The organism is Mycobacterium tilburgii (assembly GCF_902168065.1).
Classification (GTDB): domain Bacteria; phylum Actinomycetota; class Actinomycetes; order Mycobacteriales; family Mycobacteriaceae; genus Mycobacterium; species Mycobacterium tilburgii.
In genome coordinates, this window is record NZ_LR655690.1 from 169,990 (window position 1) to 187,554 (window position 17,565).

Consider the following 17,565-nt stretch of genomic DNA (forward strand, 5'->3'; position numbering starts at 1 on the left):
GGCTAACCGATCACCGAAGTCATCCGGCAGGCACCTCATAGGCGTCGTCGTCGCCCAGTCGCGCGACCGGATTCAGCAGCATCGTCGCCTCCTGCCGCTTCTCCGGAGCGTCGTGGTCGAAGCGACGGTCCGGTGGCCGCTTGTACATCGGCTCTCCGCCCGCGATGGCCGAGACCAGCCGGCGCTGACCGGCCAACAGCCGGGCGTTCGCGCGGCGCTGGTAGTCCTCGCGCTGGCTCGGTTCCAGTGCGAGGATGAAGGCCTGCGGATGCACCAGCGCGACGAGTCCGGACACGTGGCCGAACCCGAGGCTGGTCACGATGCCCGCCTTGAGCGGGAACTTCTCGCCCAGCCGCAGGGTGTCGCGCACCCACACGAAGTGAGCCGACCCGGACAGTTCGTCGTCGACGCAGTCCAGGCTGCGGTTGGGCGGGATCACGCCGTCGCGCAGCATCTGGCACAGACCCATCATCTGGAAGACCGCCGCGCCGCCCTTGGCGTGCCCGGTGAGGTTCTTCTGCGAGACGATGAACAGCGGCGCGCCCTCGGACCGGCCCAGCGAGTCGGCCAGCCGCTCATGCAGCTCGGTCTCGTTGGGGTCGTTGGCCAGCGTCGACGTGTCGTGCTTGGAGATCACGGCGATGTCGTCGGCGCTCACCCCGACCTTGGCCAGCGCGCGGGCCAGCGGCGAGTCCTTGCCGCCGCGGCCGGACGCCAGGGCGCCCAGACCCGGAGCCGGGATCGAGGTATGCACACCGTCGCCGTAGGACTGCGCGAAGGCAACCACCGCGAGCACTGGCAGACCCATCTTCAGCGCCAGGTCACCGCGGGCCAGCAGGATCGTGCCGCCGCCCTGAGCCTCGACGAACCCGAGCCGCCGACGGTCGTTGGGCCGGGAGAACTTCGAGTCGTGAATGCCCCGGGCCCGCATCATCTGAGTGTCGGCGGTGGCCGCCATGTCACCGAAGCCGATGATGCCTTCCAGCGTCAGGTCGTCGATACCGCCGGCGACGACCATTTCGGCCTTGCCCAACCGGATCTTATCGGCACCCTCCTCCACCGACACCGCGGCGGTGGCGCACGCGGCGACCGGGTGGATCATCGACCCGTAGCTGCCGATGTAGGACTGAACCACGTGCGCGGCAACGATATTCGGCAGAACTTCCTGGAAGACATCATTCGGCTTGTTCCGGCCCAACAGGTTCCCGTGGTACATCGTCTGCATCGAAGTGCCACCACCCATGCCGGTGCCCATGGTGTTGGCGACCAGGCTCGGGTGCACGTAGCGCATCACTTCGGCGGGGCTGAAACCGGCCGACAGGAACGCGTCGACCGTGGCCACGATGTTCCACACCGCCAGTCGATCGACGGAACTGGCCATGTCCGCGCTGATGCCCCACACGGTGGGATCGAACCCGGTCGGGATCTGACCACCGACGACGCGCGACAGCTTGTTCTTACGCGGCACCCGAATCTCGGTGCCCGCCTTGCGAATCACCTGCCAGTCGCTGGAGTCGGGCACCGGCCGGATCACCGTGTGCTCGGGGTCGAACTCGGCGAACGAGCGGGCGTCGGCCTCGGAGGAGACGACGAACGAGAAATCCTTGTCGAGGAACACCGACACCAGCAACGGTGACGCGTGGTCGGGGTCAATCGACCCGTCATCGACAAACTCGCGAATTCCACATCTTTCCACGACGGCGTCGTGATAACGCTCAACCAAGTCGGCCTCGTCGATCAGCTCGCCGGATTGCGTGTCGTACCAACCCGGTTGGGGGTCATCCTCCCAGCGGATCAGTCCGGTGGTCCAGGCCAGCTCGAGCACGCCGGCGGCTGACAGCTCGTTGTCGACCTCCATCTCGAAGCGGGTGCGCGACGACCCGTACGGGCCCAGCTCCGCACCACCGACGATGACCACCAGATCAGCGGGGTCGACGTCGAGGTCGGCCCACTCCGGCGGCGGCGCCGGGGTGTACCCACGGGGCGGGGATGGCAGTGCGGCAACGGTTCCCGGGTCATCTGGGCCGCTCTTGTCGTCGGCCTCCGCGCTTGCGGCAGTGGCCTGCTCGCGCGCCTTGGTCGCCAGTTCGGCCATGTCGAGCTCGACGTCGGCGAGTCCGCCAGTGAAGTCGGCCTTGATCGGCCGGCTGGCCGCCGCCACCTTGGACTCCACGTCGCACAGGTCCAGCAGCATCGCGGCCATCTGGTCGGTGGAGTAGGTGGTGACACCGGCTTCCTCGACGGCACTGACGATGGCGTCGTTGTGGCCCATCAGGCTGGTACCGCGGGTCCAGCCAATTTGCGCGTGCGCCAAGCTGACTCGCGTCGCCCACGAGGATTCCGCGTGCCAGCGGCTGACCAGTGCGTCCAGCGCCGACTTGGCCTCGCCGTAGGCGCCGTCACCACCGAACATTCCGCGGTTGGGCGAGCCGGGCAGCACCACGTGCAGTCGCGACGCGATGTCCCGCTCGGCACCGATCTTCGACAGACCGCCGATGAGCCGCTGCACGGCCCACAACAGGACCTTCATCTCCATCTCAGAACGCGAACCCGCCTCCGACAGGTCGCCGACCACACGCGGGGCGGCGAACGGGAACAGCAGCGTCGGGATTTGTGCGTCCTTGATGTGAATCGACTGCGGCCCAAGGCTTTCGCTCTGCTCGGTACCGACCCACTCGACCAGCGCGTCGATGTCGGAGTAGGACGCCATGTTGGCCGGCACCACCCACAGCGCTGCGTCGAATCGTGCGTGATCGCAGTAGAGCTTACGGTAGAACGCCAACCGGTCGTCATCGAGCTTGGACGTTGTCGCGATGACGGTGGCGCCGCCGTCGAGCAGCCGCGCCACGACCGAGGCCGCAATCGAACCCTTCGACGCTCCGGTCACGACGGCGATCTCGCTGCTGTATTGACCCGGGTTCGGGTTTTCCGCGCCCGCGGCGATCCGGCCATACAGCGACGCATGGATCTGACGGCCGGCCGCGAGTGCCTTGCCCTGCCACCAGATAGCCTGGGTGGCGACGATGTGGCCGGCACCCTCGAAGCGCTCGGACAGCCGCTTCCAGTCGGCGTCGATGTCCCGCTCGTCGGACAGCCACAGCTTGACCAGGTCCTCACGGGCGCTGGCCCAGCGGTCGTCGAACACGACCGCTTTCTTGGCGTCGAACGACGGTGCCACCAAACGTGGCCAATCCGAACCCAATTCGGCGGTGACCAGATCGATGAGCTCGGCGTCGGTCGCCGTCGACGAGACGCTGACCGGGTCGTCGAGGCCCAGCTGGCCCAGCACCAGGCGGGCCGCCGACGCCAGCACGCCGTCGCGGCCGGTGATCTGGTCGGTGAAATCGCTCAGTGCGGCGGCGTCGATCGTCGCGCCGCCGCCACCGCCCGCGGACGGCAGCGCCACCGACACACCGTGGCGCGCGGCCACCGCAGCGACCGCCGCGTCGATCACCTTGTCGACGGCGGCGGCGTCGGCCAGTGCGCCCTCGTGCAGGTGCCCCAGGGCACCGCCGCGAACGCTGGTGCCCTCGCGGGTGCCCAGCGCGACCTCGACGGTCACGTGCTTGGCCCAGCCCTCACCGAGCTCCCAGGTCTTGGTGACCCGCTCGGTGATCGCGGCCGGACGCTTACCCGACGGGCCGAGGACCGTCTTGAGCTGATCGTTGATGGCATCGGAAAGCACTGGGCCGTAAGGCTTGTAGGTGCGGTCCAGCTTGGTGACCTGGGCCCGCAACTCGGCCAGGTCGGCCTCGGCCGCCCCGTCGATGGCGCCCAGGTTCAGCTCCGAGCCAAGGTCGACCAGCAGCTGGTTGCGCCGCGACGATGCGCCGTCGGTGATGGACTCGATGGAGTCCAGTTGCTCGATCTGGTCGATGCGCATCTTGGCCGACAGCGCGATCAACGCCAGCGTGGCGTCGGCGGCGTCGAACGCGAGGTCGTCGGGACGCGGAGCACCGGACGGAGCCGCGGCCGGTGCGGCGGCTTCCGGCGCCGACGCGACCTCGGTTTCCGCGGCCTCCTCGGGCTCGGGGTCGGTGTCGGTGGCGAACAACACCGCCGCGTCACGCTCGGCGTTGAGCACTTCGACTGTGCTGTGGGCGTATTCGGGCAGCTTGAGGGTGTTGATCGCCAGTCCGGCGACGGTCGGCGCGGACTTCACACCGATCTCGACGAACCGCTCCACGCCCAGGCCACCCGCGGCCTCCTCGATGAACAGCAGGTCCTGCGTTTCGATCCAGCGCACGGGGCTGGCGAACTGCCAGGCCAGCAGCTCGATGAAGACGATGCGGGCCATCTCCCGCGGCCACTTGGCACACCAGGTATCGTAGTCGGCGAGGATCGGGTCGAGCGGCTCGGCCGGCACCAGATCGCGGATCTCCTGGATGAAGTCGCGGTCCAGCGTGAACGGCCGCGGCACCAGGTTGGGGATGTAGCGACCGATGATCAGGTCGGGGTCCGCGTCGCGCGGCATGACGCGTTCCAGCGAGCGGCGGAAGTCCGCAACCCCGACCCGCAGCACCCGCGAGTGGAACGGCACGTCGACCCCCGGCACCAGGATGAATGAGCGCTTGCCGCCGGTGGTTTCGCGGCGCCGCTCCACCTCTTCCTCGAGCGCCTCGAGACCGCGCACCGTACCGGCGATCGCGTACTGCGAACCACGCAAGTTGAAGTTCACGATCTCCAGGAATTCCCCGGTGCGCTCGGCGATTCCGGCGACAAAGCTCTTGACTTCGTGGTCGGGCAGGTCGATCTGGGACGGCCTGATGGCCGCCAACCGGTAGTTGGACCGGCCCATCTCGTCGCGGGGCACGATGTCGTGCATGTTCGAGCCGCGGTGGAACACCGTTTCCAGCAACGCTTCCAGCTCGTAAACACCGAGCACGCAGGCCAGCGCGGTGTATTCACCGACCGAGTGACCGCAGGCGATGGCCCCTTCGACGAACGCGCCCTGCTCGCGCATCTCGGCGACCTGAGCTGCCGCCACGGTGGCCATCGCGACCTGGGTGAACTGCGTCAGGTACAGCACACCGTCGGGGTGGTGGTAGTGCACACCACTGGCGATGAGCGTGGTGGGGTTGTCGCGCACCACGTGCAGCACCGAAAAGCCCAGGGTCTCACGAGTGAACTTGTCCGCGTCGTCCCAGATCTTGCGGGCGGCCTTGGACCGGGCGCGGACCTCCATGCCCATGCCTTTGTGCTGGATGCCCTGGCCGGGGAAAGCGTAGACGGTCTTGGGTGCGGCCAGTCGCGCGGTCGCCGACATCACCAGGTCGGATCCGACGCGTGCGGCTACCTCCAAAACCTCTGCGCCCTGGTCTATTCCGACGCGATCGACGCGAACGTCGACCTCGTCACCCGGACGCACCATGCCCAGGAAGCGCGCGGTCCAGCCGATCAGACGGGCCGGCGGACGGGCCTGGCCGTCGGTGGCGGTCACGGTGTGCTGCGCGGCGGCCGACAGCCACATGCCGTGCACGATGGGCGAATCCAGCCCAGCCAGCAGTGCGGCCGTCCGGTCGGTGTGGATCGGGTTGTGGTCACCGGACACCACCGCGAAGGGCCGCATGTCGACGGGCGCGGTGAGCTTGACGTCGCGGCGGCGGCGCCGCGGGGTGTCGGTCGCGTTCTCCGACACTGCGCCCCCGGCCCGCTGCGGGTCGGTAAGTTCACCGGCACCGGTACGCCCGAGGATGGCGAACCGCTCTTCGAGGGCGGCGATCACCGCGTCGTCGGGACCGACGACCGTCACCGAGACCGGGACCACCCGTCCCATGTCGGTGTCGACGGCCGGCGAAGCCGTTGCAGTAACGGTCAATTGGGCCGGGTCGGCCGGAAGCTTGCCGACGACGTGGGCGGCGTGGTCGAGGTGCACCAGGCTCAGCAGGCCCTCGACAACCGGGACACCGGCCTCGGTGACCGCGGAGCCGATCGTCGCGAACACCGCCGGCCAGCACAGGCCGACCAACGCGTCGGGCACGGTGGTGAGACCGGGCGCCAGCCACTCGCCGAAGGTGGCAGTGACGCCGGTGTGGTCGGCGACCCGCTCGGGGTCCCAGTCCACCGTAACGGTGGCCGAACCGTCGGTGACCGCCGGGAAGAGCTCCGGGCCGTCGATGCCGGCGGCGATGGCCAGCACCGCGCGCATCGCGGCGGTGGCGTCTTCGGTGGAGACGACCGGTATGCCACCGTCAACAGTGTTGGGGTGCAACGTGAATGGGATGTCAATCCACACCCCGGACACCGGGACGCTGAGCACGACGTGCTCGGTTCCGGCACCGTTGTCCGACTGCACCTGCAGCCGTGCGCCGGTGGACGAGTGGGTGGCGCGCTGGCCTTCGGACCCGTCGTGCACCAGCCAGTCGGCCGGGTCGGCGATGCGGTGTACCGGGTTGGTGGTGGTGCGTCCGGCCCACACCACATCGGGGGCATCCAGCACAACGGCCAGCGGCCCGGTCACATCCGGGCGACCCAGCCGACGCGAGCGCACCGGTGTCGGCTCGACACCGGTGCCCAGCACCTCCTCGATCGCGGCCTGCTCGAAACGGTCCAGCAATTCACCGACGGGCTCGTCCATCTGGGTGATACCGGCGACCGCGGTAATGCCGGGGATGATGCACACCTGGTCGGCGTCGTAGCGGGCATCGTGCGCCTGCCACAGCGAGTCGCTGCGCCACCAGCGGCGCACGTCCTTGTCGATGACCGGCACGAAGTTGACCGGCTTGCCCAGCGTCTTGCACAGGGTGACGAAGAACGGCACGTCGGCCGGGTGCAGCTGCACGGTTTCGGCGTCGGGGTAGTCCTGCAGCAGCGTCGCGATGGCCTGCTCCGGGTTGTCCAGCAGCGCCTCGTCGTTGAACCGGGTCTGGATCGGGCCGTGATCCTGCGGGTGTAGCCGCGCCTCGGCGCGTTGCAGCATCTGCTGGAAGCGGTCGCGCCAGGTGTCGGCCAGCCACGGGCTGTCGGGCCCCAATATTCCAGCGGTGTCCGCGGTGGAGTTGTCCTCACCAATGGTCAGCTCGACGTAGCGCTGCAACCACTGCAGGTAGGTCATCTCGCCGACGTCGCCGAAGTAGGGCTTGGCGGTCTTGGCCATCGCGGCAATGATCTCGTCGCGGCGCTCGGCGACGGCATCCGCGTCCCCAACGACCTCGTCGAGCAGCCGGCCGCAGCGGGAGGCCGAGTTGTCAATCTCGTGAATGTCGGCGCCCAGCTGGCTGCGGCTGGAAGCCATGCCGCCCTGGGCTTTTCCGGCGCCGATCCAGTGGTCGGTGCCAGTGGTCTCGACCAGCATCCGCTTGACCGACGGCGACATGGTCGACTCCAGGGTGGCCATCGCCGCGGTGCCAACGAGGATGCCGTCAATCGGCATCAGCGGGAACCCGTAGTACTGTGACCAGCGACCGGACAGGTATTCGGCGGCCCGCTCAGGGGTGCCGATACCGCCGCCGACGCACACAGTGATGTTCGACCGCGACCGCAGCTCCGAGTACGTCGCCAGCAGCAGGTCGTCGAGGTCTTCCCAGGAGTGGTGACCGCCGGCGCGGCCGCCCTCGATGTGCACGATCACCGCTTTGGTGGGTGCTTCAGTCGCGATGCGGATAACCGAGCGGATCTGCTCGACGGTGCCGGGCTTGAAGACGACGTGGCTGATGCCGACGTCGTTGAGCTCGTTGATCAGCTCGACGGCTTCCTCGAGGTCCGGGATGCCGGCGCTGATCACCAGACCGTCGATCGCGGCGCCGAACTGGCGGGCCTTCTGCACCAGCCGCTTGCCGCCCACCTGAAGCTTCCATAGGTAGGGGTCCAGGAACAGGGTGTTGAACTGGTAGGTGCGGCCCGGCTCGAGCAGCCGGGACAGCTCGTCGATGCGGGCGGCGAAGATCTCCTCGGTCACCTGACCGCCGCCGGCCAGCTCGGCCCAGTGGCCGGCGTTGGCCGCCGCGGCAACGATCTTGGCGTCGACGGTGGTCGGGGTCATGCCGGCCAGCAGGATCGGCGACCGCCCGGTCAGCCGGGTGAACTTCGTCGACAGCTTGGTCCGCCCGTCGGGCAGGGTTACCAAGGTCGGCGAGTAGGACGACCAGGGCCGTGCCACCTCGAGGGTGGCGCCGACGGTGAACAGGTTGCGCTGCCCGCCGCGGGTCGCGGCCGGCACGATGCCGACGCCGAGGCCGCGGATCACCGGTGCGGTGAGCCGGGTCAGGATGTCACCGGGTCCCAGGTCGAGGATCCAGCGCGCGCCGGCCTCGTGGACCTGGGTGATCTCCTCGACCCAGTCGACCTGGTTGACCAGGATGGACTCGGCCAGCTGCCGGGCCAGCGCGACGTCCAGGCCAACCTTCTCGGCCCAGCGGCCGACGATGTCGATGCCGTCGGCCAGCCGCGGGGTGTGGAAGCCCACCTCGACGCGTACCGGATCGAAGACCGGCGCGAAGACGTCGCCGCCGCGCAGCTTGTTCTTACGCTCGGCCTCTTCCTTCTCGGAGATCTGCTGGCAGTAGAGCTCGAACCGGGACAGCTGCTCCGGCGTGCCGGTGATGACGACGGACCGGCGGCCGTTGCGGATGGACAGCACCGGGGGCAACACGGTGCGGACGTCTTGCGAGAACTCGTCGAGCAGCGCGGCGATGCGTTTCGGGTCGGCATTAGTGACCGACACCATCGGCGGGCGGTCACCGAGGACCGAGATGCCGCGCCGACGCGCGCCCAGCGTCCCCGCCGCGCCGATCAGCTGCGCCAGGGCCAGCAGCTCGACGTCCCGCGCACCGGAAGCCTTGAACGCTTTGACGGCCAGCACCCCTTGCGAGTGGCCCGCGACGGCGACTGGAGGCGTCGCAGCCCAGTCCATGCCCTGCCGGGCCAGCGCGCGGCCGGCCGCGATCTGGGTGAGCAGCACACCCGGCATCGACACCGCGGCCGACGTTAGGTGCTTGCCCGCGGGCACCGGGTCCTCGGCGGCCAGCGCGCGCACCCACTGCAACGGCTCGAAGCCGATAGGGCGTACCACGACCAGCTCCTTGGCCACCGGTTCGAGCCGCAGCTCCGCCTCGCCCACCAGGGTGGCGATCTCGGTCTCGATTCCGGCCGAGGACATCAGTTCTTCGAGGGTCTCCAGCCAGGCGCTGCCTTGGCCGCCGAACGCGACTGCGTAGGGCTCCCCGGCCGCGAGACGGTCAACCAGGGCGTGGGTGCTTTGTGGGTTGTCCTCGTCGCGGTCAGCGGACACCCGGTCGTGCTCGTGGATCGTCACCTGTATCTCCCTGTATGCGTCTTCACGTATCGGTTCGTTCTGCAGGCTAAACGCCCCGGCGGGCGGGACCCCCTGTGCCTTGGGGTCGATTCCGCTTTGAATCGCGGCCAAAACGGTTCACCGGTGTGTTCTCGGCGGGCCACTCTCGCGGACCGAGCGGCGCAGCGGACTGCATCGGCTGCACTAAGAGTGTCATAAGATTTCGGCTCATTTTTCGGCCCGGATTGGTTACTGGCGAGTTCTACGCACGGGTAACCGTGTTGTGGGTAACACACGGATTAACCGGCCCCACGGGTATCCAGAACAAATGTCCTGCATGCAGGTGGTTACGGTCGAGTAGCTATAACCGCCCTGTTCAAAGCGGCATTGTTATCAAATAGTTATGTTAAGAATTCGTATGGCGTTTTGCGCGCGACGCGGCCGCGGCGCCCCCCGCGCGCGGCCAGCGCGCGCCGTCCAGCGCAACGATGGGCGAACGCGTGTTTGCTGGAACCGACTTGCGCAAGCCCGGTGTTATCGGTATGGGGTCCGCAATCTTTGCGTCGGCGCGAGGTTGCTAGGCCCACTGCCCGAACTGCGGCTTGAGGATCTCGTTGATGTCCACGCCTACTCCGCCGACGCTACGCTTAATCGATCTCGACCTGGTGCAGATTCGCCGCCGGATGGGTGAAGCCTTCGGGCGATCCCCAGTTGTGCTGCCAGAAGTAGGAACCTAGGCCGTCGTGCAAGGCCCAGTCGATCGTCTTGGAGTTGGCGTAAACACCCGTCCGCTGATGTCCGATCACCGACTCCCAGGACCGCACGTACGGCGCGACCTGACTTTTGTACTGCTCATAGGACGGATCGTCGTCGATCGACGCGTAGATTGGGAGCGGTGGCGGGACCGCCGGCCGTGGTGTGCAGCTCCAGCCCCCGCGTGGCGTGCTGCAGCCTGACACTGGCGCCGCCGAGCCAGTCAGCGGTGTTGCCCTTGCCGTATTGGTAGCACGAGACAATCTTCAGTCCGTGCTATGTAAGTCACGCGCTTCGGCGAGCTGTATCGGCTTGCCCAGCATCCAGTGCCGCCCGGCCGCCGGTCGGAGACGTAGCGAATCGAGCCCACGGCGCCCTCGGCGCGGATCTGGCTGGCGGGGATCACGCCCGCCGCGTAGTCCAACAGGGTGCCCAGCGACGCCGAGGCCGGCGCGGCGGACAGCGACGACACCGCGGACACCGACACCTACCAGGGCCGGGTCGCGGCCGAATTTGAGCACGTCACGGCGCGAAATCGACACATCACACAGGGTAGGACACAAACCTCAATAGACACACGAATCACACAGGCCACAGCTCGTCATATCTTGGCCGGCTGCGTTTGGTGGCGCCATTACCCCGGGTGTGCGTCCAGGGCGGCGACACGCCGCAGCCGCCCGCCCGGCGTGCACACCGAAGACCGTCGGCGCACACCGAATGCACCAGCCCAAGACCGCATTGTTGTTGTCACTATTAGGTTTTTAAAGTTAGCGTCGGAGGACCGCAGCGACGCAGGTGGCTTGTGATGGACCGTGACCAGCTCATCGATCTGACCCAGCGGGCATTGAGTTGGCCCGCGACAAGACGACTGACCTCGTGCCTCGGCCATTCCGACCATCGGACCTATGACGAACTGTTCATTCGGAGGGCAGTGGCGCAAGCCCGCGAACCCGCAACACCTGGCCGTGATCTAGCCGCATTCCGAAGAGCCCGTCAGGCACGTCCAGGTGGCGGGGCGCGAGGACGTCGAGGCGGCCGCCGCGCACGGCACGCGTTCGACCACGGGGCCGCGGCCACGCATGGCTCATGCCGATCGGATGGCCAAAGTCGAACAGCTGGCCGCGATCTACGGCGGCCACATCGAGATGGCCGACCTGATCACCGACGAGATGGGCTCGCCCCGCACCTTCAGCAGGATGGGTCAAGCGACAGCGGCGGCGACGATAATCCAACTCAACCTGGCGGAGGCCCGCAAGTTTCCGTGGATTGAACGCCGCCAGGGCGTGCTGGGCGAAGTGGACCTGCGCCGGGCGCCGGTCGGCGTGGTCGGGGCGATCGTGCCCTAGAACGTTCCGCAGTTCTTGATCATGCCCAAACTGACGTCGAAAAGGTGTCAGGTCCACCAGATCACCCCCGCACTGCCTCTCCCCCGGCGGCCGTAAATCAGTTTGGCGGCGCGGTCGGATCGCGCTGGTGTCCGCCGCGACGCTGACACCTTGGTGACCGGAAGGCCGGAGGGGCTAGAACCGGTCATTCTCGACATCACGGTGGAATCGGACGTGGCCGCGTCGCCGACCGCGTCGCGAACGACCCACTGCGCGCACTGATCAACAAAGCCGGCATCGCCATCAACGCGCCCGTCGAAACCTTGCCGATAGCGCAGTGGCGCAAGCAGTTCGAGGTAAATCTGTTCGGCCACATCGCGATGACTCAGGCGCTGTTGCCGGCGCTGCTGCTCAGCTCCGGCACCGTGGTGAACATCAGCTCCGTCGGTGGAAAGGTGGTGTTGCCGACCTACGGCGCCTACGCCGGTTCGAATTCGCCCTCGAGGCGGTCAGTGACGCCCTGCGACGCGAGGTCGCACACCTCGACATCAACGTGGTCGTCGTCGAACCCGGCGCAGTCAAGACCGAGATGGCCGAACGTGGCGTCGCCACCGCCGAAGAGCTGATAGCGAACATGACCGCCCCGCAACTTACCCGCTATCCGGACCTCGCCACAGCCGTCACGGTGCAAGCCCGACCGTTCAGCGCGGTCGGCGTTTCGGCCGAGCACGCCGCGCAGGCGATCGCCAAGGCGGCCACTGCATCTCGCCCGCGCACGCGCTACACGATCGGGCGTGACGCGGCGATTTTGGTGCGAATCGGCCGCGTGATCTCCGACCGCGTCCTGGACCGCATCGTGCGGCACAACCTTTGGTCCTTTGCAAAGGGTGACAAAGTGGGCGAAAAGCCGCACGCCGCAATGACTTCGGCCGACATCTAGTCGACTGGTGTCACTCGGAGGTGTGAACGATCAGCACGTCCGTCTTGGACCGCCGCGAGACTTCGGATGGGACCGATCCCAGCAGCCGCCCGGCGACGCTGGCCAGCCCGACAATGCCGACAACCAGCAGGTCGGCACCGACATACTCGGCGAGCTGCACCAGCGCATTGATCGACGCACCGACGACCGCCTTCTCCTCCACATCCTTGGCCCCGGCCAGGTGCGCCCGCTCCGGGCATCGTGGAGGATCCGGTAGTACGGGGCCTCGCCCACCGTCTGGCAGTCGGCGACGTGGTCGCTGCCCGGCGGAATGGCATAGCGACCTTTTTCTTCGGCGACGAGCGGACGTGCCGTCGCAACGATCAATTTCGCCCCCGTGATCCGCGGCGACGCGGTCGGCCGCGCGCAGCGACGAGTCCGAGCCATCGGTGCCGACTAAAACGGTCTGATAGGCGCTCATATCTCAGGGAGTCTAGAGCCCGAGGCCGCTCAGCACCGCAAATTACAAGGAATTTGGTGAAGAGGTCCCAACCAGGCGGCCTTGAACTGAGGCCCACGGGACGGGTCGGGTCCTTGGCGGACACCGCCGCGCGTTGGGCGCGCTTGCCCTTGCCAGCGCCGAAAAACTGGTATTCGCTGGGTTTCACCGAACGCGTCGCCCGCCAGTACTGCCAAGTGTAACCGCCCCACAGCACCGTGTTTTTGCCGTGCTCGTCGAGGTACCAGCTGCTGCAACCGCCGCTGTTCCAGACCGAACCCTTCAGCTGTTCTTGCAGCTCGGCGTTGAACTTGTCCTGCGCGGCGCGCGTGGGGGCGAGCGCCTGGGCGCCGTATTTATCGCAGGTCTTGATCGCATCGGCCACGTAGTGAATCTGCGATTCGATCATGAACACCACGGAGTTGTGGCCCAGCCCCGTGTTGGGTCCGAGAAGGAAAAACAGGTTCGGCATCTCGGCCACGGTGATGCCGCGATGCGCGCCGATGCCGTCGCGATTCCACCGGTCGACCAGGTCCTCGCCGCCCAGGCCCTTGATGCCGACGTAGGTGTAGGAGTCGGTGACGTGGAATCCGGTCGCGTACACGATCACGTCGACCTCGTGTTGCGTGCCGTCGGCGGTGACGATCCCGTCGCGGGTGATCCGCACGATGCCGTCGGTGATGAGCTTGGTCTTCGGGTTCGCCACGGCGGGGTAATACGTGGAGGAGTTCAGGATTCGCTTGCACCCGATCCGGTAGTTCGGGATCAGCTTGCGGCGCAGCTCTCGATCCTTGACCGAGCGGCGGATATTGTACTTGCAGTACGATTCAATGAATTTCAGCGTGTTGGGACGTTTGGTCATGCCGAAGGCCAGCGCTTCCTGCCCCCAATAGATGGCCAGACGCACCAGTGCCCGAAGCCCGGGCACGTTCTCCATAGCCTTGCGCAGCGCCGGGGAAAGTTCGGGGTTGGACCGCGGCACCACCCATGGCGGCGTGCGTTGGTAGAGTTGCAATTCGCCGACCTGGTCGACGATCTCGGGCACGATCTGGATCGCGCTGGCACCCGTACCGATGATGGCCACCCGTTTGCCGGTCAGGTCGACGCTGTGGTCCCACTCCGCGGAATGGAAAGCGGGAACGGCGAATTCATCGCGGCCTTCGATCTGGGGGAACTTCGGGATGTGCAGCGCGCCAGCGCCCGAAATAAGGAATTGGGCGACGTGCTCGCGCCCGTCCGCGGTGAACACGTGCCAGCGGTACTCGTCCTCATCCCAATAGCCGCTGTCCACCAGCGAATTGAATTCGATGTAGCGGCGCAGGCCGTACTTCTCGGTCACGCCCTTGAGGTAGTCCCAGATCTCGGGCTGATAGGAGAACGGATTCTTCCAGTCCGGCTTGGGCTCGAAGGAGAAGGAGTACAGGTGCGACGGTATGTCGCAGGCGCATCCGGGGTAGCTGTTGTCCCGCCAGGTCCCGCCGATGTCGTCGGCCTTCTCCAGGATGACGAAGTCCACACCCTGCTGCTGGAGCTTGATCGCCATACCCAGACCGGAGAATCCGGTACCGATGATCAGGGCGCGGGTCTGCACCGGCGTCGCGGCCTCGGGCTCCGAACCGGCGTTCTCCTGGGCTTGTATCAATGCATCGGTCACGATGGATCGTTCTTCCTATTGCCTGTCAGCACGTACCTCCGGGTGGGTACCCCGCCTCGGTTACGGCGGATACCCAGTACCCTCGGTACTGGGTACCAGGAGTGTTGTAGATCCCCGCACCGATGTCAACGTCGTCGGCGCAGCTCAGCTAGCGGCGGGACTTCTCCGCACCGCGCTGTGCACCGGCTGGTCGGGGTCGACCGCGATGCCCAGCGCCTCGGCGGTGCCGACGATGACCCCCATCATGATCGTGGTCAGGTGGGCGACGAACTGGTCGCGGGGCATGCGTCGGGGGCTGCCGGGTTCGGGACCCAACCACCACTCGGTTGACGAGGCCGCGGATCCGAAGGCCGCGTGCGCGGCCAGCTCGAACGCGGCGTGGTCCAGCTTCATGTCCTTGAGCTCGTTGTCAAACATGTCGGCCATGGTCAACGTGATCTGACGGCCCTCGTTGAGCGTGCGAACGGTCGACTCGGTGGTCGCGCCGGACCGCGCCGAGATGAACACCCGCAGCACGTTGGGATGCAGGTCGACGAGGTTGACGTACTCCTCGACGCTGCGCCGGACGATCTCGCGCGCCGAGTCGGTGGCCAGGTTGATCGACGGGAAGATCGCCGCCCACAGCATGTCGCGCAGCCGTTCCCCGATCGCCTGGAACAGGTCGGACTTGTCGTGGAAGTGACGGTAGATCTTGGGTTTGGCGGTGCCGGCCTCTTCGGCTATTTCCCGCACGCTCAGCTCGGGCCCCAGCCGGTCGATGGCGCGAAAAACCGCCTCGACGATCTCGCCGCGCACCTTCTTGCGGTGCTCCCGCCAGCGTTCGCTGCGCGCGTCGGCTTTCCCGCCCGGTTTGACGGTAGGATGGGGCCTCGGCGCCCGGGGTATTCTCACCACATCAAGAACCATACCCCGCGAGAGCCGTTGACCTGGGCAGACTGTGTGTGTCCCCCGTGCCGCGTCGCTACGCCCCACGCAGGACCTCCCGCGGCGAGCGGCCGAATTCCCGCCGATAGTCGGCCGCGAACCAGCGAAGGTTGCCGAACCCCCAGCGATACGCGACGGCGGCCACCGTCGTCCCATCTTCGACCGACGATTGCCGCAGGTCGGCGTGAGCGCGAGCAAGACGGATCGACTTCAGCATGACGAAACGCCCGGCCCCGCACGGTGAGGCGGTGCGGACAGTAGAAAGGCCGCGATCTGACTGCGCGCGTTGTCGGGATCGGTGCCGGAAACCAGTTTTGCAAGTTGAGATCGACGATCAGCTCGTCGGCACCCACCTGCACGGCGGTCTGGAAATCGTCCACGATCTGATCGAGCGTGCCGACGAACGCGGTCCGGTCGGGTCCGGCCAGGCGGTCGGTGAAGGTGACGTTGCCGACGACGATCATCTCCATCCGGTTCGCGTCCCGCCCGTATTCGCATGCCATGCCCCGGATGCGGTCCCCGTCGGCCCGCAGTTGCGCGGCTCCCGCCGGGGCCCGGCGTGGTCAGCAGCGGCAGCCACCCGTCGGCGCGTTTGGCGATGCACCACAACGTTTTCGACGTCGTGCCGCGGGCCAGGTTATGGCCGCCGCCACCCAGCAGGACGGGGATTCTTGCCACCGGCTTGGGCAGGACGGCGGCGTTGTCGACGACCACCCGCGGTCCCCGGAAGTTCACCGGATCGGGACCCCACACTGCATCGAAGACATCGAGCGTCTCGTCGAGAAAGCGGCGGCGATCGGCACGGGTGGCACCAGTGGCCCGCAGTTCGTCGGTGGCCCAACCGTTGCCCAGGCCCGCGATCACGCGGCCACCGCTGATCTGATCGATCGTGGCGAGTTGCACCGGGGTGTACAGGGCCACAACACAATGAGCACGGAGGTGCCGAGGCGGACGCTTTCGGTCGCGACGGCCGCCGCGGTAAGGACAGCCAACGGGTCCGGCGGCTTGCCGTGAGTGTTCCGGCCACGGCACGTTAGATCCAACATAGGGTTCGACGGGCGTCTGCGGGAAGAGCAGTCGCTCGTAGATCCACACATTAGAATATCCGGCGGCCTCGGCTGCCCGCGCCGCTTCGATCAGATCGTGTTGCAGGTCGACTCCCAATCGCTAGGGCAGGCGAAATCAGAGTCTCATTCGGTACCTTCCGTCGATTCGTGACGCTCGCGAAAAAGAACAACTATTCCGCGCCGCCCATGCCGGAAAGAGGCGGCGGCGTCCTTTTCTGTGGACCGGATGGCGCATTGTGAGCGGTGTACGGCTGCGCCCAAAATGTTTCGCCGTCAACGGATTTGGGCATGGCGGTTTCTGTGGATAACATGACGCGATTGTCAACCGGGAACTGGTCTGCGGAGGCGTTGCACCGAGCATGACAACCGTGACTTCTCCCGACGGCACCAGCATCTACTATGAATCCGTGGGCTCCGTGCTCGGGTTGAACCCGTGGGGGCTCGGCAATGGTGGCCAATGCGCCGTCCGGACGCACCAATTGCGCTGATCGGTCCAGGATTTAACCACCGATCACATCGAACACCACGTCGACCGCACCGGCCTCCTCGAGGCGACGGATCGCAAATCGAAAGACCGTCGGCGCCGAGGCCCAGCACCGCGTCCCGTTGCCCGGCGCGATCACTCCCGATGACGCGAGCGCCGGCATCGCGGGCAAGCTGCACCACCAGGGAACCGACGGCACCGGCGGCGCCGTGAACCAGGACGGTCTGGCCGGCGACAAGTCGCGCATAGACGAACAACCCCTGCCATGCGGTCAGTCCAGGCAGCGCCAACGCGGCCACCACATGGTCGACATCTGCCGACAACGGCGCAAGTTGCGGGCATCCACCGCGACGTACTCCGCGAGTGTACCGTCACGGGCCCAGTCAGTGATCCCAAAAACCCGCTTCCCTACTGTCAGTCCCGTTGTCCCGTAACCTAATTTGGCAACAACACCGGAGACCTCATGCACCGGAATGACGGGTGTCCGATCGCGCCCGGAGCGTCGCTCCAGGTGGCCAGCCAGTCGAGTTCGTCGGAGGTGAAGCTGGTGCCACGCACGCGGACAACAACGTCGTTCTCGGCGGCATCCGGGTAAGGCACCTCGCCCAGGGCGAGTCCACCAAAACCGGCGACGCGGTAACGAGCGGTGATCGCTTGCATGGTCTCCCACTCCACGTATCCATGTCGTTGGATCACGTCACTAACGGC

General features: G+C 66.8%; 8 protein-coding genes and 4 pseudogenes. 3 read left to right on the forward strand and 9 right to left on the reverse strand.

Annotated features, from left to right (window positions below):
• Nucleotides 1-19 precede the first annotated feature (19 nt).
• Together FQ389_RS00800 and FQ389_RS00805 are read right to left on the reverse strand one after the other, a co-directional pair.
• A complete protein-coding gene (locus FQ389_RS00800; protein WP_144205802.1) occupies nt 20-9,253 on the reverse strand; it encodes a type I polyketide synthase in 9,234 nt (3,077 codons plus the stop codon).
• A 556-nt stretch (nt 9,254-9,809) separates the two neighbouring features.
• Nucleotides 9,810-10,527: pseudogene (locus FQ389_RS00805) on the reverse strand (DUF1906 domain-containing protein).
• Nucleotides 10,528-10,853: 326 nt separating this feature from the next.
• Here FQ389_RS00805 and FQ389_RS00810 point away from each other — a divergent pair.
• A pseudogene (locus tag FQ389_RS00810) lies at nt 10,854-11,328 on the forward strand (aldehyde dehydrogenase family protein); the annotation flags it as partial.
• 50 nt (nt 11,329-11,378) lie between these two features.
• Here FQ389_RS00810 and FQ389_RS18460 read toward each other — a convergent pair.
• The gene (locus FQ389_RS18460; RefSeq protein ID WP_260860326.1) at nt 11,379-11,684 is read right to left on the reverse strand and encodes a hypothetical protein; all 306 of its coding nucleotides are present in this window, start codon (nt 11,682-11,684) and stop codon (nt 11,379-11,381) included.
• Here FQ389_RS18460 and FQ389_RS21860 point away from each other — a divergent pair.
• Together FQ389_RS21860 and FQ389_RS18465 are read left to right on the forward strand one after the other, a co-directional pair.
• Nucleotides 11,634-11,936: an SDR family NAD(P)-dependent oxidoreductase gene (locus FQ389_RS21860; RefSeq protein ID WP_407662716.1), complete on the forward strand. Its 303-nt coding sequence runs from the start codon at nt 11,634-11,636 to the stop codon at nt 11,934-11,936. The two genes, FQ389_RS18460 and FQ389_RS21860, sit on opposite strands and share 51 nt — an antisense overlap.
• A complete protein-coding gene (locus FQ389_RS18465) occupies nt 11,864-12,250 on the forward strand; it encodes a hypothetical protein (protein ID WP_260860328.1) in 387 nt (128 codons plus the stop codon). The genes FQ389_RS21860 and FQ389_RS18465 overlap by 73 nt, the downstream gene beginning before the upstream one ends.
• Nucleotides 12,251-12,260: 10 nt before the next feature.
• Here FQ389_RS18465 and FQ389_RS00820 read toward each other — a convergent pair whose 3' ends face one another.
• From FQ389_RS00820 to FQ389_RS00845, 6 genes and pseudogenes are all read right to left on the reverse strand, one after another.
• A complete protein-coding gene (locus FQ389_RS00820; RefSeq protein WP_144205803.1) occupies nt 12,261-12,710 on the reverse strand; it encodes a universal stress protein in 450 nt (149 codons plus the stop codon).
• Nucleotides 12,711-12,825: 115 nt separating this feature from the next.
• A pseudogene (locus FQ389_RS00825) lies at nt 12,826-14,370 on the reverse strand (flavin-containing monooxygenase); the annotation flags it as partial.
• Between the two features lie 156 nt (nt 14,371-14,526).
• Nucleotides 14,527-15,267, reverse strand: a complete 741-nt coding sequence (locus tag FQ389_RS00830; protein WP_144205899.1) for a TetR/AcrR family transcriptional regulator — start codon at nt 15,265-15,267, stop codon at nt 14,527-14,529.
• A gap of 76 nt (nt 15,268-15,343) precedes the next feature.
• On the reverse strand, nt 15,344-15,523 hold the full coding sequence (locus FQ389_RS00835) for a helix-turn-helix domain-containing protein (RefSeq protein ID WP_144205900.1): 180 nt from the start codon (nt 15,521-15,523) through the stop codon (nt 15,344-15,346).
• A complete protein-coding gene (locus FQ389_RS18470; RefSeq protein ID WP_313901939.1) occupies nt 15,517-16,401 on the reverse strand; it encodes an LLM class flavin-dependent oxidoreductase in 885 nt (294 codons plus the stop codon). The genes FQ389_RS00835 and FQ389_RS18470 overlap by 7 nt, the downstream gene beginning before the upstream one ends.
• A gap of 142 nt (nt 16,402-16,543) precedes the next feature.
• Nucleotides 16,544-17,517, reverse strand: a pseudogene (locus FQ389_RS00845) (NADP-dependent oxidoreductase).
• Nucleotides 17,518-17,565 lie beyond the last annotated feature (48 nt).